Source organism: Terriglobales bacterium, from assembly GCA_035543055.1.
Lineage (GTDB): Bacteria > Acidobacteriota > Terriglobia > Terriglobales > Acidobacteriaceae > JAIQFD01.
In genome coordinates, this window is sequence record DATKKJ010000101.1 from 1 (window position 1) to 14,213 (window position 14,213).

Sequence of the window (14,213 nt, forward strand, 5' to 3'; positions counted from 1 at the left end):
AATTAGCGCTCAAGAATCTCAGCTTCTCGGAGAAGCTCCCAGGAAAGCCCGCCAGAAGGTAGCGGCAGCCAAGGCTACCTCGCCTTCGGTGCTGGAGCAACGATGACTGTTGATAAGTCCCCTTGGCACAAGTGTGCGCTCTCCTCTCGCCGGACTCAGGGCTTCCGAGCGGCGGTTGGAAATCGGATCACAACCGAAAAATTTGGGTTAAATTGTGCTACCAACTCGGACATCGTGCCTTTCTCGCACTTCTAGCCCATTTGAGAACCTGTAAGTTACAGATTCTAAGAAAGCGTATAACGTTCTTGATGGGAGGCTCGTTTCCGGGGTAAGTTGGAATGTGAGCTTGCGGCCGTCGTCTCTTTGCGCCTCCGTCCTCCTCCTGGCATCCTTGGCGATCCCGGTTGCGGGCCACGCCCAGGTCCCTCCGGCGGCGTCGAAAAAGCCGCCTAAGACCTCCAGCAAGAAGAAAAAGAAACGGGCACCCAGCCTGCGCGTGCGCAAGGTGCACCGGGCCTTCGTGGCTTCCGCCGACCTGAAGCCGATGGCGATGCAGTTGATCGCCGACCGCACGCCTGCCGCTTACGCCGGCGTGGAGAAATATGCGCGCAGTCATCCGGGGGATCCGGGCGCGCTGGCCTGGCTGGCCATCGGCTACGCCCACCACCTGGACCAACATCCCGAGCGGGAGATCGAGGCGCTGAAGAAGGCCCGCCCTAACGCCGAGGAGTTGGGAGATTACGTCGACTACCACCTGGGAGAGGCCTACCTGGCGACCGGCAAGCCGGAAGCCGCGCTGGAGGTCTTGCGCGAGTTCGATGCCCGCCACCCCGATTCCATGCTCTCGCGGGACGCGCTGGTTTCTTATGCTAATGCCCTGGTTGCAACCGGCGAGGCCCGTCGTGCGGTGCAGGCCTTGGAGGCACACCGTACCCCGACGCGGGCCGAGGTGGAGTTGGCGCTGGGCCGGGCTTACCTGGCGGACAAGAACAACGTCAAGGCGCTCACCACCCTGCGCAACCTCTTTTACGGCATGCCCCTCAGCAGTCAGGCCGAAAGCGCTCGCGGCCCCAAGGACACCCTGGAGCAGGCGGGCACCTTGCCGCCGGTGAGCTTCGCCCAGCGCAAGCAGCGCGCTGATCTGCTGGTCCAGGGGAAGCGATACGCGGACGCAGCGCAGGAATATCGCGCGCTGCAGCGGGATGTTCCCCCGGGGGACGCCGCCGCGCTAAAGAGCTCTCTGGCCTACGCGCTTTACAAGAGCGGCCGGGAGCGGGAAGCGAAGGACATCCTGCAGGACCTTCAGGGCGCGCCCGAGGAGGCCAACGCCCTGCGTCTCTACGTGCTGGCGGAGATCGCCCGTCCCGACCAGAAGAAGGTCGAGCAATACTTGGAACGGTTCCGGCAAGAGTCGCCGAAGAGCCCGTGGTTCGCCGAAGAGTTGCTCTCGGCCGCAAACATGTACCTGCTCGACCGGAACTTTGAGCGCGCTGCTGCCCTCTACAGCGAGCTCGACGAGCGATTCCCGGGGGGCCGCTTCTCGCCCTATTGCCACTGGCGTGCCGCTTGGCTCACCTATCGCCTGGGACGGAGCGCAGAAGCCAAGTACCGCTTCGAGCAGCAGGTCTCGCTGTATCCGCAATCGCAAGAGGTCACCGCCGCTCTCTACTGGCGGGGAAGGATTGCGGAGGACGAGAAGGACTGGGCATTGGCCCGCGCCTACTACGAGAAGCTGACGGAGCGCTATCGCTCGTATTACTACGCGGAAATGGCCCGGCAGCGGCTGGCGCTCTTCCAGCCGGGGGAAGGCAGGCCGGATGCGGTGCTGGCCCGGGTGCCTCCCTTGTCCGTTCGTGCTATCCAGGAAGACCTCACGGCCCCCAGCGACAATCTGCGGGCGCAGAAGAGCCTGCTGCTGGCGAACGGAGGCCTGGTGGAGCTGGCCGTGCGCGAGCTGCAGGCTGGCGGGGACGCTGATTGGGCCTACGCCGAGATCGCCCGCATCTACCAGGAGAGCGGCCAGTATCATCGCGCATTGCAGACGCTCAAGCGCGCCTATCCGGGCTATTTCTCGCTGGACCTGGCGCAACTGCCGCGCAGCTTCTGGGAGAGCCTGTTTCCGCGGCCCTATTGGGCCGACCTGAGGCGCAGCGCCGGCGACAACGGTCTTGATCCTTACCTGGTGGCCTCGCTGATCCGGCAGGAGTCGGAATTCAATCCCGGGGCTATTTCCCGCGCCAACGCCCTCGGCCTGATGCAGTTGCTGCCCGGGGTAGGGAAGAAGCTGGCCAAAGAGACTAAGATGCGCGGCTTCAACTACAGCATGCTGCTCAACCCGGATGTCAACCTGCGTCTCGGAACCCGCTATTTCCGCCACATGCTCGACAAGTACGACGGTACTGTGGAGTACGCCCTCGCTGCCTACAACGCGGGCACGGACCGGGTGGCCGACTGGCGCGGGCACAGCAGCTTCCGCGACGTGCCGGAGTTCGTCGAGTCCATCCCTTTCACCGAGACCCGGGAGTACGTGCAGGCGATCGTGCGCAATGCGGCGTTGTATCGCCGCCTGTATCGCGAGGCGGCGGTGGAAGCCGCCGACAAGCGCTGATCGAAAAGAGGGTATGGGACGCGGGGCGCCCCGCGTCCCAGAAGAAGCATGCTACGGCCAGATGCCACGCGCCTTCATGGCGGTGGCGACCCGGTCGATGGCCAGGATGTAAGCGCCGGTACGCATGTCCACTCTGTACTTTTTGGCGGTGCTGTGCACGTCGGAGAAGGAACGGGTCATCACCTTCTCCAGGCGGCGGTTGACGTCGTCTTCGTCCCAGAAGAGTTCCTGCAAGTCCTGCACCCACTCGAAGTAGCTGACGGTGACGCCGCCGGCATTAGCCAGGATATCGGGCAGCACCATCACCCCCTTCTTGTGGAGCACGGCGTCGGCCGCCGGCGTGGTGGGACCGTTGGCAGCCTCGGCCACGATCCGGGCCTTGATCTGGTCGGCATTGGCGGCGGTGATCTGGTTCTCGAGCGCGGCCGGGACCAGGATGTCGCAGTCGAGCTCCAGCAGGTCGGTGCTGCTGATCGGGGAAGAACCGGAGAACTTCACCACCGACCCTGACCTCTCCTTGTGCGCCAGCACGGCGGCGATGTCGAGGCCCTTCTTGCTCAAGACGCCGCCCTTGGAGTCGCTCACCGCAATGACCTTGGCGCCGTTCTGGTGCAGCAGCTCGGCGGCAATGCTGCCCGCGTTGCCGAAGCCCTGGATGGCGACCGTGGCCCCTCGCAGCTCGATGTTGAGGACATTGCAGGCGGCGCGTATCACGAAGAAACAGCCGCGCGCCGTGGCCTCGTGACGCCCGAAGGAGCCGCCCAGGTAGGTCGGCTTGCCGGTCACCACGCCCGGCGCGCTGTGGCCCTGGGTCATGCTGTAGGTGTCCATGATCCAGGCCATGGTCTGGGCGTCGGTGTAGACGTCGGGGGCGGGGATGTCGCGGTCGGGGCCGATGATGGGGGATATCTCGTAGGCATAACGGCGGGTGAGCCGCTCCAGTTCGTCCTTGGAGAGACTCTTGGGATCGCAAACGATGCCGCCCTTGGCGCCGCCGAAGGGAATGTTGACGGTGGCGCACTTCCAGGTCATCCAGGAGGCGAGCGCCTGGACCTCGTCGTAGGTGACGTTGGGATGGTAGCGGATGCCGCCCTTGCAGGGTCCGCGGGCGGTATTGTGCTGGACGCGGAAGCCTTCGAAGACGCGTAACGAGCCGTCGTCCATCTTCACCGGCAACGACAGCGAAAGGGCGCGGCGAGGACGCCGCAGCACCTCGCGCATCCCGGCATCGAGGTTCATTTTTGCGGCGGCGGTATCGAATTGATGCATGGCGATGCGGAAGGAATTGAGATCTTCCTGGCTTTTAGGAGCTACTACATGAGGAACGCGGGCAGTGGCCATAGTGGAGTGTCTCCTCAGTGATTTCGTACCAGGGCCTGGGGCCGCCGGGTCAGTCCACCTGGATGTCGAGGACCCGTACCTCTTCGCCGCCGCGGGCCTCGGTGACCGGATGGCCGCACAACGGGCAAGGTGAATCCGCTGCCGAACCCTCGAAGTCACCGCCACAATTGCGGCAGTGGCGAACGACCGGCAACACCTTGACCTCAAGCCGCGCGCCCTCCGCGACCGTGCCGCGGGCGACGTCGGCGAAGCTGGACCGCAGGCGCTCGAGGTCGAAGTTGCGCCGCCCGCCGATGGCAAGTCGCACAGCCATCACGTGACTGATGGCGTTGCGGTGCGCGGTCTGGTCGAGGACTTCAAAAACATGATTGGCGAGTTCGCGCTCATCCATGACTGACTCCGGATGCCGAATGACCGTGAAAGGGGGAGTCAAGAAGGAAGGTCCTGGCGCAACCGGCCGGAAAAGCAGCGACGACCCCCACAAAGCCGTCCACGGAATAGGGGGAGCATACACCCGGCGGGGAGGGATTTCTACAAGGCGGGCGCTTGCTAGCGCTGGGCAGCGACGTGTTGTGCCGGGGGTTTCGCGAACAGGATCTCGGCCACCAGCAGCGCGGCCCCGACCACGATGGCGGCATCGGCGACGTTGAAGGCCGGCCATTGGTAGCTGCCGATGTAGAACAGCAGGAAGTCGACGACGTGGCCGGTAAGGATGCGGTCCCACAGATTTCCCAGGGCCCCACCCAGGATCAGCGCCAGCCCCACTCCGGTCGTGGTCAGGCGGTGGCTGTTCTTCCAGAGCAGTGTCGAGACCACGACCAGGGCGACCAGCGAGAACAACACCAGCACCGCCACTTTGTACTCCGAGGCCGAGTCCGAGAACAGCCCGAATGCCGCGCCTCGGTTCTGCACGTGGGTCAGGCGAAAGAATCCCGGGACCACGCTGATGTTCTCGTGCAGCGCGATCTTCTGCGCGACCGCCCACTTCGTGACCCGGTCCAGAGCGAGCACGATGACCGCGAGCAGCAGGTGGAGCTTGCGCATGGCGTGCGGGGCCGATGGGAGATTAGTGGCCAGAGACGATCTCCTTCAGGGCGGCGGTGCAACGCTCACAGATGGTCGGGTGCTCCGGATCGGCGCCGACCTGGGTCGAATAGTTCCAGCAGCGCTCGCACTTCGCGCCGGGCGCTGGCCGCACCTCTACTTTGATGCCGGCAGCCCCATTGCCTCCGGGCACGCGCTCCAGCGCCACCTCCGAGACAATGAACAAGTAGCGCAGCTCCCTGGCGTACTTGTCGAGCACGGGATAGGTGGCTTCTGGGGCAAAGACCCGCACGGCAGCCTCCAGGCCGCTTCCGATCTGTTTTTCGTTGCGGGCCGCCTCCAGCGCCTTCAACACCTCGGAACGCACCGCCAGAAGGGTAATCCAGTCGGCGCGCAACCGTGCATCGTCGCCGTCGGCGATCTCCTCGGCTTTCGGAAACAGAGCAAGATGGACGCTCGGACCTCGGTCCTGCACCGCGGGGAGGAACCCCCACACCTCTTCGCAGGTAAAGCTCAGGATGGGCGCCAGCAGCCGCACCAGCGCCTCGCCGATCCGCCAGATAGCGGTCTGCGCCGAGCGCCGTGCCGGTTGGTCGGGGGCGAAGGTGTAGAGCCGGTCCTTCAGGACGTCGAAGTAAACCGCGCTCAGGTCGGTGATGCAGAAGTTCACCGCCGCCTGATAGACCTTGTGAAACTCGAAGGATTCGTACCACTTCTGCAGGTCACGGCTGAAATCGGAGGTGCGCAGCAGCATGTAGCGGTCGATCGCTTCCATGCGCATGAAGGGAACGGAGTTCCGCGCCGGGTCGAAGCCATCGAGGTTGCCCAGGATGAAGCGGAAGGTATTGCGGATCTTGCGGTAAAGCTCGGCGAGCCTCTGCATCATCTCGTCAGAATTGCGGACGTCCTCCCGGAAATCCACCGACGAGACCCAGAAGCGCACGATCTCAGCGCCGAGCTTGTCCGAAACCTCTGCCGGATCGACGGTATTGCCCAGCGACTTCGACATGGCGCGGCCCTGCGGGTCGAGGGTCCAGCCGATGGTGGAAACCACCCGGTAAGGGGCCTTGCCGCGCGAGCCGACCGCGCACAGCAGCGAGGAATGGAACCAGCCTCGGTACTGATCGCCGCCTTCCGCATAGAGGTCGGCGGGCCAGGGGAGATCGGGCTGGTGGCCCAGCACCGCCGCGTGGCTGCACCCGGACTCGAACCAGACGTCGATGATGTCCATCTCCTTGCGGAAATCACCCTTGCCGCACTTGGCGCAGCGCGTGTTCGCAGGCAGGATCTCCGCGGGCTGCCTGGTGTACCAGGCGTCCACCCCCTCCCGCTCCACCAGGCGGACCACGGCCTGGTTCACTTCGCGCGAGTGGACGATCTGGCCGCAGGCTTCGCAGGAGAAGAAGGCGATGGGCACTCCCCAGACCCGCTGCCGCGAGATGCACCAGTCGGGCCGCTCCGCGACCATGTTGGTGATCCGCTCCTCGCCCCAGGCCGGGTCCCACTTGACGGTCTTGATCTCCTCCAGGGAACGCTGGCGGAGGCTGCTTCCGTCCAGGGGAGCGTCCATGGAGATGAACCACTGCTCGGTGGCGCGGAAGATCACCGGATTGTGGCAGCGCCAGCAGTGGGGATACGAATGTTCGATGTCTCCGCGCGCCATCAGCACGCCCCGCGACTTTATCAGCTCGATGATGGGCTCATTGGCCTTGAAGACGGTGAGCCCTTCGTACTCCGGAAGTCCGTTGTGCAGGCGCCCGGCGGCGTCCACGTTGCAGGTGGCGTCGAGCTTGTATTTCAGGCCGGTGTAAAAGTCGTCGGCGCCATGCGACGGCGCGGTGTGTACCGCTCCCGTGCCCTGGTCGGTGGTCACGTAGGTGGCGAGCACACCCAGGATGCTCCGCTGCAGGAAGGGATGGGCGAAGGTCGATTGCTCCAGCCGTGTGCCCGGAAAGCTGGCCACCGGCCTTGCGCCCGCCAGCTTGCAGTTCTCGATCGTGGCCAGTGCCAGGTGCGAGGCCACAATGTAGTGCTCGCCGCCGGATTCCAGCGCCACGTATTCCAGCTCCGGGTGGAAGGCGACGGCCATTGACGCCGGCAGCGTCCAGGGCGTGGTGGTCCAGATGATGGTGCTGACCTTCTTCCCGGCCAGCGCCGGGTCGATCTTCGCCGGGTCGCTGGTGAGCGCGTACTTTACCCAGATGCTGGGGCTGGTGTGCGGCTCGTATTCCACTTCCGCTTCCGCCAGCGCAGTGCGGTCATGGATGCACCAGTACACCGGGCGCAGCCCCTTGTACACCAGGCCCTTCTCGAAGATCTCGTAGAGGGTGCGCAGCACCCAGGCCTCGTACTGCGGCGACATGGTCAGGTAGGGGTCGTCCCACTGCCCGAAGGTGCCGATGCGCTTGAACTGCTTTCTCTGGATGTCCACGTATTTCTCGGCGTGGGTACGGCAGGCGCGACGCACCTCGATGGGCGCCATCCCCCGCTTCTTAGCCCCCAACTGCCGGTCCACCTTGATCTCGATGGGCAGGCCATGGCAGTCCCAGCCGGGCACGTAGGGCGCATCGAAGCCGGCCATGGTCTTCGATTTCACCACCAGGTCCTTCACTGTCTTGTTAAGCGCCGTGCCCAGGTGGATGACGTCGTTGGCGTAGGGCGGACCGTCGTGCATGACGTAGATGGGCGCACCCTTCCGCGCCTGCCGGATGAGCTGGTACAGACCCATGCCCTCCCAGCGCGCGAGCAGCTTGGGCTCGTTCTGCGGCAGGTTGGCCTTCATGGGGAAGGCGGTCTTGGGAAGGTTGATGGTGGCCTTCAGGTCCACGGGCGCTGCCATTCCGTCTCCGCGAGCAGGGATAAAACTCAATTATAGAGGCAGCACCGCCGCCCACGAGCACGGAAGACGGTAGGACATGCCCGAAATCGTCCCGCGATTGCACCAAGGCATCCTGTCCTCGGGTCCGCAACTTGAACTAAGGTTTAGGGTTAAGGATGTTCAATGGGGTGAGTTTTTGCCGGTTCCTGGTGGGCGTGCGGAGCATCTAACTCAGGGATGTGAGGGTTCCCAGAACATCTGACCATCTGGAATGTTGAACAGCGATTCGGCTGATCGCAGCCAGAACTGGGGCAATCAGGGCGAAAGGGGTTATGGCAAATTCGGTGTTGATCCCCAAGAAGACAGGGTCGTCAAGCAACCCGCACTCAGATGCGAACCAGCACCTGGTTCGCATGATGTATAGCGTGGAGCAGTCCTGGCTGAGTTCGCTCATCAGCAACCTTCACGACGTCTTTTTTCCAGAAAAGCTCCCGCCGCTGCAGCTCACCGCCAAGCCGGCCCCGGTCCGTGAGATCTGGGGAGACTACGACAACCACAAGCAGGCGGCCACGACCTCGGTGATCGTGCACATCCTGATGGTCGCGCTCCTGATCGCCATGTCCTACGCGGGGAAGAAGACCTACGACGCGGCCAAGAAGCAGGAGACGGTGACCCTGGTCGCCCCCGACCTCTCCGAATACGTACCCCTCTCGTCCAAGAAGAACGACACCATCGGCGGCGGCGGAGGCGGTGGAGACCGCGACAAGCTGCAGGCGCCCAAAGGGAAGCTCCCGAAGCTCTCCATGGAGCAGATCACGCCTCCCGCGGTGGTCATCCGCAACGACAATCCGAAGCTGGCAGTCGAGCCTACGGTGGTGGTTCCGCCGCAGGTGAAGTTGCCCTCCAATGGCTTGCCGAACCTGGGCGACCCGCTCTCCAAGGTTTCGGGTCCTCCGTCGAATGGCGTGGGTTCAGGCGGGGGTATAGGTTCCGGTAGCGGTGGCGGCGTCGGGTCGGGGAGCGGACCCGGCGTGGGACCGGGTTCCGGCGGCGGTATTGGCGGCGGCGTCTTCCGGGTCGGCGGAGGCGTCTCGGCCCCGCGCCCGCTCTCGACCCCGGATCCCGAATATTCCGAAGAAGCGCGCAAGGCCAAGTATCAGGGCGTCGTCGTCCTGTGGCTGATCGTGGACCAGAACGGCAACCCGCGCGACATCCGCGTCTCCCGCAGCCTGGGTTTGGGACTGGATGAGAAGGCGGTGGAAGCGGTCCGGCGCTGGCGATTCGAGCCCGCCATGAAGGACGGCCGCCCAGTCCCGGTGCAGATCAATGTCGAGGTGAGTTTCCGGCTGTATTGATCGGATCAATACGGGGAAAACCAAGGGGAAGGCGAACCTGCCTTCCCCTTATACTTTTGCGTGTTTGCGCCCGGCAACAGCGTCGGAATACGATAAGTCAGTGCCCCAACCTGGGACTTGCCCAACTTGCGGAGCGACTCTTCGGCCCGCTGGAGCCTGCACCGTCTGCGGCGCGCGCCAGGAGCGATCGCCGCTGACCTTTCGCAGTGAAGCCGGCGTGCTAGCGCTGCTCTTGGTCATCGGCATCGTCTTCTTCCTGGCGACCAGGTACGCCGTGGCATCGTATCGCGCCAAGGAGAGCCGACTCGCCAAGCAATGGGAAGCCAAGGGCCACGCCTTCTTGCAAGCCTCTCAGCCGTCAGGCGCCGTGGAAGCCTTCCAGAATGCGTTGCGCTACGACCCGACGAGCCAACAGCTCCGCTACGCCATGGTGGATTCGCTGCTGACTGCGGGGCGCTCCGAGCAGGCCCGTTCCTACCTGCTCAACATGTGGGAGCACCAACCTGCGAATGGGCTGGTGAACCTGCAGCTCGGGCGGATCGCGGCCAGCCGGAAAGATATTCGCGATGCCACGCAGTATTACCACAATGCGATCTACGGGGTGTGGGATTCGTCGCCGCAACAGAATCGCCTGCAGGCCCGCCTCGAGCTGGCCCACTTCCTGCTGGGCGAGAATGGCAAACGGGAGGCCGACGCCGAGTTGCTGGCCCTGGTGGCGAATTCTCCCCCAACCGCGGACCTGGCCTACACCGTGGGCGAGTTGTTCCTGCAAGCGGATGATGCCGCGAACGCAGAACGACAGTTCCAGTCTGCGCTGCAGTCTTCGCCGCGCGAGCCCAAGCTGCTGGCGGCGGCGGGGCGCGCTGCCTTCGCGCTGAAGAAATATGCGACGGCCGAATCCTACCTGGAACAGGCCAAGTCACGGGGAAATACGGACGCGGAAATAACCCGCCTCCTGGACTTGACTGATCTGATCCTGAAGAACGATCCCCTCGATCGCAGAGTATCGTTCGGCGCGCGTGTTCAAAGAACGATCCAGGCCATGGCAACAGCGACCAATCGGCTGGAGGCGTGCGCCTCCCAAACCGACAAGGCCGGGGGCACCCCCCCGGAGCTCGAACAGATGCTCCAGCAGCTTGACTCTGCACAGGACAAGAAGAAGCTTCAGGCGCTGCGGCACGATCCCGATCTGCTGATCGGTTCGGCGAAGGTTGCCTTCGCGGCGGAAGAGGCGGCCGCCGAGTCCTGCGGCCAGCCCCAGGGCCTGGATCTGGCTTTGCTGCTCATCGGACGCAGCCACTCCGAGGGGGAGCAATGAGTGCGGCGACCGACCGCCTCCGAAAGCCGATCCCCGAACAGCAGTTCTTTCTCTTGCTGGCCATCGTGATCGGGGTGTTCTCGGGGCTGGCGGTGGTGTGCTTCCGGATCGCCATCGAATGGTGCCGGCTATGGCTGCTGGGATCGGCCCTGGTGCCTCCGTCGCGCCGCATCATCCTGGCGCCCGCTCTCATCGGACTGGTGGTCGCCGTGCTCGTGATCCGCTTTTTTCCCCGCGCGCGGGGCAGCGGAGTCAACCAGACCAAGGGCGCGCTCTACATCTCCGACGGCTATATCCCTTTCAACACCGTGATCGGCAAGTTCCTGACCGCCGGAGCGGCCATCGGCAGCGGCCACTCCCTGGGTCCAGAAGACCCGTCGTTGCAGATCGGCGCGGGCTTGGCGTCGCTCATCGGCCGCAAGTTGCACCTGTCTCGCGAACGAATGCGCCTGGTGGCGCCGGTGGGGGCTGCTGCCGGGTTGGCCGCGGCCTTCAATTCGCCCATCACCGCCGTGCTCTTTGTCATCGAGGAAGTGATCGGACGGTGGAGCGCCGGCATCCTCGGTTCGGTAGTGCTGGCGGCAGTTTCCAGCGTGGTGGTAGAGCGATGGTTCCTGGGCGAGGCGCCGCTGTTCCGCATTCCTTCCATCGCGCTCAACCACCCTGGAGAGCTTGCGGCCTATGCCGTCCTGGGGGTGATCGGAGGGATCGCTTCGGTTGTTTTTCAGAAGCTGATCGGTCTTACGCGGCCGCGGATGAAGGCGCTCCCGCGCTGGACCCAGTATTTCCAGCCAGCGGCGGCTGGATTCCTGATCGGGCTCATCGGCCTGCGCTTCCCGCAAGTGATGGGCGCCGGGTACGAGTTCATCGACCAAGCCATGCACGACCAGTACACCTGGCAGTTGCTGGGCCTGCTGGCCGGGTTCAAGATCCTGGCCACCACGCTGTCCTTCAGCAGCGGCACCCCGGGCGGCCTCTTTGCCCCCACCCTTTTTGTCGGGGCGATGTTGGGCGGGGCGGTGGGCAGCGTGGAACGCATCTTCTTGCCGCAGCTCACCGTTCCTATCGGCGCCTATGCGTTGGTGGGCATGGGGACGCTCTTTGCCGGCTTCCTGCGCGCTCCCATGACCTCCGTATTCATGATCCTCGAAGTCAGCGGGAACTACGGCATCATCGTCCCGGTGATCATCTCCAATACCATCGCCTATTTGATCTCTCGTGCCTTCCAGCGGACTCCGATCTTCGACCTGCTGTCCGTGCAGGATGGCGTGTACCTGCCATCGATGGAAGAAGAGCGGGAGACGACGATCCTGCGGGTGGAAGATGCCATGCGTCTGCCCACGGTTCCGCCTCTGCTCACCATCAGCTCGATCGCTGATTCGATCGCTCTGGCCGAGGGCAGCGGCGAAAAGCACCTACTGGCCGTGGACCCCGCGGGCAACTGGTACGGCGTCGGCTGGACCCAGATGCTCGAACTGCAGCGCGCGGGGGCGGGCGGGCAGGCGCTCAGCGGGGCCGAGCTTATGCCGGTGCCCGTCCTGCATCCGGATCATGCTCTGGACGTCGCCCTGCGCCAGATCCACACCTACCCGGTGATGCCGGTGGTGCACCGCGTCAACATCCACGAGTTGATAGGGGTGGTATCGGTGCAGGACATCGTGGAGGCATATCGCCGCGCCGGTCGCGCGGCTGAGGACACGAAAGTCGCCGAAAACCTGGCTGCCGGGTAGGCTTGCCAGGGTAGCTTGTACGGGTGTCTCAATCCCCGTACACGGTACTTTTAGCGGACGCTGAGCTCTCCGAGCGCACCCTCGTACAACACGGCCCCGCCGGGATCGGCGCCCCGTGGGGGCAGGTGGCCGGATGTCCCAGCAGCGCGCAGATCTTCTCCGTGGCTTCGGGCGATAGGATGTGCTCGAACTTGCAGGCCTGCTGCTCGATCTCGGCTTCGTTCTCCATCTCCAAGGTTTGGGTGAAGAGCCGCTCCGCCAGGCGATGGCGGCGGATGATGTCGGAGGCCTTGGCCCGTCCCCGCTCGGTGAACTCCACCAGCAGGCTGCCGTCGGCGGGACCCGTCCCGGCGTGGTGGATCTGCTCGTGACAGGGATTCACCACCGGCTTGTGGTCGTGCACTTGTGGCGGATGCGGCTGCACGCTGACCAGCCCCAGCTTCGCCATCTTCTCCACCGCGACGGAGACCGGCAGCAGGCCGTCGGCCGACATGCGCTCGACTTCGGCGGGCTCGCCGTGCTCTTCGAGCACCCACATCTCCTCCAGGACCTCGTCGAACTGCTCCTCGTCGGAGAGGGAGAAGATCTCGTGGGCGGCGATGCGCCCGTGGTGCAGGTCGATGCGGCGCTCGGCCAGGCGAGCCATCACCGGATCGTGGGTCACCATGATGATAGTGCGCCCCTGGGCATGCAGCTCGCGCAGCAGGCGCAGCACGATCTCCTCGTTCTGCGCGTCGAGGTTGCCGGTGGGCTCGTCCGCCAGGATGATGCTGGGGTCGTTGATCAGCGCCCGGGCGATGCACACCCGCTGCTGCTCGCCGCCGGAGAGCTGCGCCGGCAGGTGGTGCGCGCGGTCGGCCAGGCCGACCCGCTCCAGTGCCTCCAGCGCCTCCTGCTGGTCGGTCATGCTGTGGAAGTATTGGGCCAGCATCACGTTCTCGAGCGCGGTCAGATAGGGGATGAGATGGAATTGCTGGAAGATGAAGCCGATCTTCTCGGCGCGAAAGCGGGCCAGCTCCGAGGCCGACAAGGCGGCCACGTTCTGTCCGTCGAGCCAGATCTCGCCCGAGCTGGGCTGGTCCAGGCACCCGATCAGGTTCACCAGCGTGGACTTCCCGGACCCCGACGGGCCCATCACCGCCAGCCACTCGCCGCGCTTGACCGAGAGCGTGACCTCGTCCAGCGCCCGGATGGTGCCGCCATTGCCCTCGGCCCGCGCCGGATAGAGCTTGCTGACGTGCTTGAGTTCGATCGACACTACTCTCCTCTCAGGATCGTGGCCGGCTGGACCCGCTGCAGCAGCCGCAACGGAAGCAACGCCGCGGCCAGCGAGATCAGCACGCTTCCCACCAGGACCGAGGGGAAGATGCTGAGGCGCGGCGAGACCGCCGCGCTGAGGTTGAACCTTGCGATCAGGAAGGCGATGCCCAATCCGCCAGCAAAGCCTGCGATCGCGCCCGCGGCACCCAAACCCACAGCCTCGGCCGCGAAGACGGCATTCACCGCGCGGTTGGAAGCCCCCAGCGCCTTCATCACCGCGAAGTCCTTGCGGCGGTCGAGCACCGAGGCGGTCAGGGTGGCCAGCAGGCATAGCGCCGCCGTCAGGATGATAAGCAGGGTAGAGGCCAGCAGCGTCATGCGAGTCTTGTTGAGCACGCGGCCTTCGGCCTCGACGATCTGCCGTACGGGCTCGACCCTGGCGGGGGGGAAGGCCGCCTGCAATTCTGTGATTGCCTGCGATATGTCGCCGGAGGAGCCGGCGACCGCAACCTCAATCGTCGATGTACCCAGACCGGTCCACCCCGCGAACTCCCGCAGGTCCAGGTAGACCCGGCTGTCTTCGCCAGAACCAGTTTGTAATATCCCTTTGTTTGTTAGTGTTATTGGCTTGTTATTGAAGTATAACTTGAATGACGCACCGGCCTGGGGCAGCAGTTCTTGCGCGCGGCTGCCCACCAGCGCCTCACCCTCCTTTGCCGGCCACGCGCTCACCGACCAC

At 64.6% G+C, this 14,213-nt stretch carries 10 protein-coding genes; 4 read left to right on the plus strand and 6 right to left on the minus strand.

Translation table 11 applies throughout. The features are described 5' to 3' along the window. Window positions 1–391 precede the first annotated feature (391 nt). Window positions 392–2,608: a transglycosylase SLT domain-containing protein gene (locus VMS96_07665; protein ID HVP43294.1), complete on the plus strand. Its 2,217-nt coding sequence runs from the start codon at window positions 392–394 to the stop codon at window positions 2,606–2,608. A 51-nt stretch (window positions 2,609–2,659) separates the two neighbouring features. Here VMS96_07665 and VMS96_07670 read toward each other — a convergent pair whose 3' ends face one another. The 4 genes from VMS96_07670 to ileS form a co-directional block, all read right to left on the minus strand. Continuing rightward, window positions 2,660–3,949: a Glu/Leu/Phe/Val dehydrogenase gene (locus tag VMS96_07670; protein HVP43295.1), complete on the minus strand. Its 1,290-nt coding sequence runs from the start codon at window positions 3,947–3,949 to the stop codon at window positions 2,660–2,662. 49 nt (window positions 3,950–3,998) lie between these two features. Beyond that, window positions 3,999–4,340, minus strand: coding sequence for a hydrogenase maturation nickel metallochaperone HypA (locus VMS96_07675; GenBank protein HVP43296.1), 342 nt, complete (start codon window positions 4,338–4,340; stop codon window positions 3,999–4,001). 158 nt (window positions 4,341–4,498) lie between these two features. Further along, complete coding sequence (lspA, locus tag VMS96_07680) at window positions 4,499–4,993, minus strand: signal peptidase II (GenBank protein HVP43297.1); 495 nt, start codon at window positions 4,991–4,993, stop codon at window positions 4,499–4,501. Between the two features lie 22 nt (window positions 4,994–5,015). Continuing rightward, window positions 5,016–7,832 (minus strand): isoleucine--tRNA ligase, encoded by a 2,817-nt coding sequence (gene ileS / locus VMS96_07685; protein HVP43298.1) that lies wholly within the window; start codon window positions 7,830–7,832, stop codon window positions 5,016–5,018. A 311-nt stretch (window positions 7,833–8,143) separates the two neighbouring features. Here ileS and VMS96_07690 point away from each other — a divergent pair, with 311 nt between their 5' ends. The 3 genes from VMS96_07690 to VMS96_07700 all read left to right on the plus strand — a co-directional run bounded on the left by VMS96_07690 (window position 8,144) and on the right by VMS96_07700 (window position 12,214). Further along, a complete protein-coding gene (locus VMS96_07690; GenBank protein ID HVP43299.1) occupies window positions 8,144–9,166 on the plus strand; it encodes an energy transducer TonB in 1,023 nt (340 codons plus the stop codon). A gap of 274 nt (window positions 9,167–9,440) precedes the next feature. Next, window positions 9,441–10,484 (plus strand): tetratricopeptide repeat protein, encoded by a 1,044-nt coding sequence (locus tag VMS96_07695; protein HVP43300.1) that lies wholly within the window; start codon window positions 9,441–9,443, stop codon window positions 10,482–10,484. Then, window positions 10,481–12,214: a chloride channel protein gene (locus VMS96_07700; protein ID HVP43301.1), complete on the plus strand. Its 1,734-nt coding sequence runs from the start codon at window positions 10,481–10,483 to the stop codon at window positions 12,212–12,214. Before VMS96_07695 ends, VMS96_07700 begins: the two co-directional genes overlap by 4 nt. Window positions 12,215–12,242: 28 nt before the next feature. On the opposite strand, the gene VMS96_07705 is transcribed toward VMS96_07700, so the two are convergent. Next, on the minus strand, window positions 12,243–13,472 hold the full coding sequence (locus VMS96_07705) for an ATP-binding cassette domain-containing protein (GenBank protein HVP43302.1): 1,230 nt from the start codon (window positions 13,470–13,472) through the stop codon (window positions 12,243–12,245). Continuing rightward, window positions 13,472–14,213 (minus strand): FtsX-like permease family protein (locus VMS96_07710; protein ID HVP43303.1); only part of this gene is annotated, 742 nt, incomplete at its 5' end. The genes VMS96_07705 and VMS96_07710, both read right to left, overlap by 1 nt.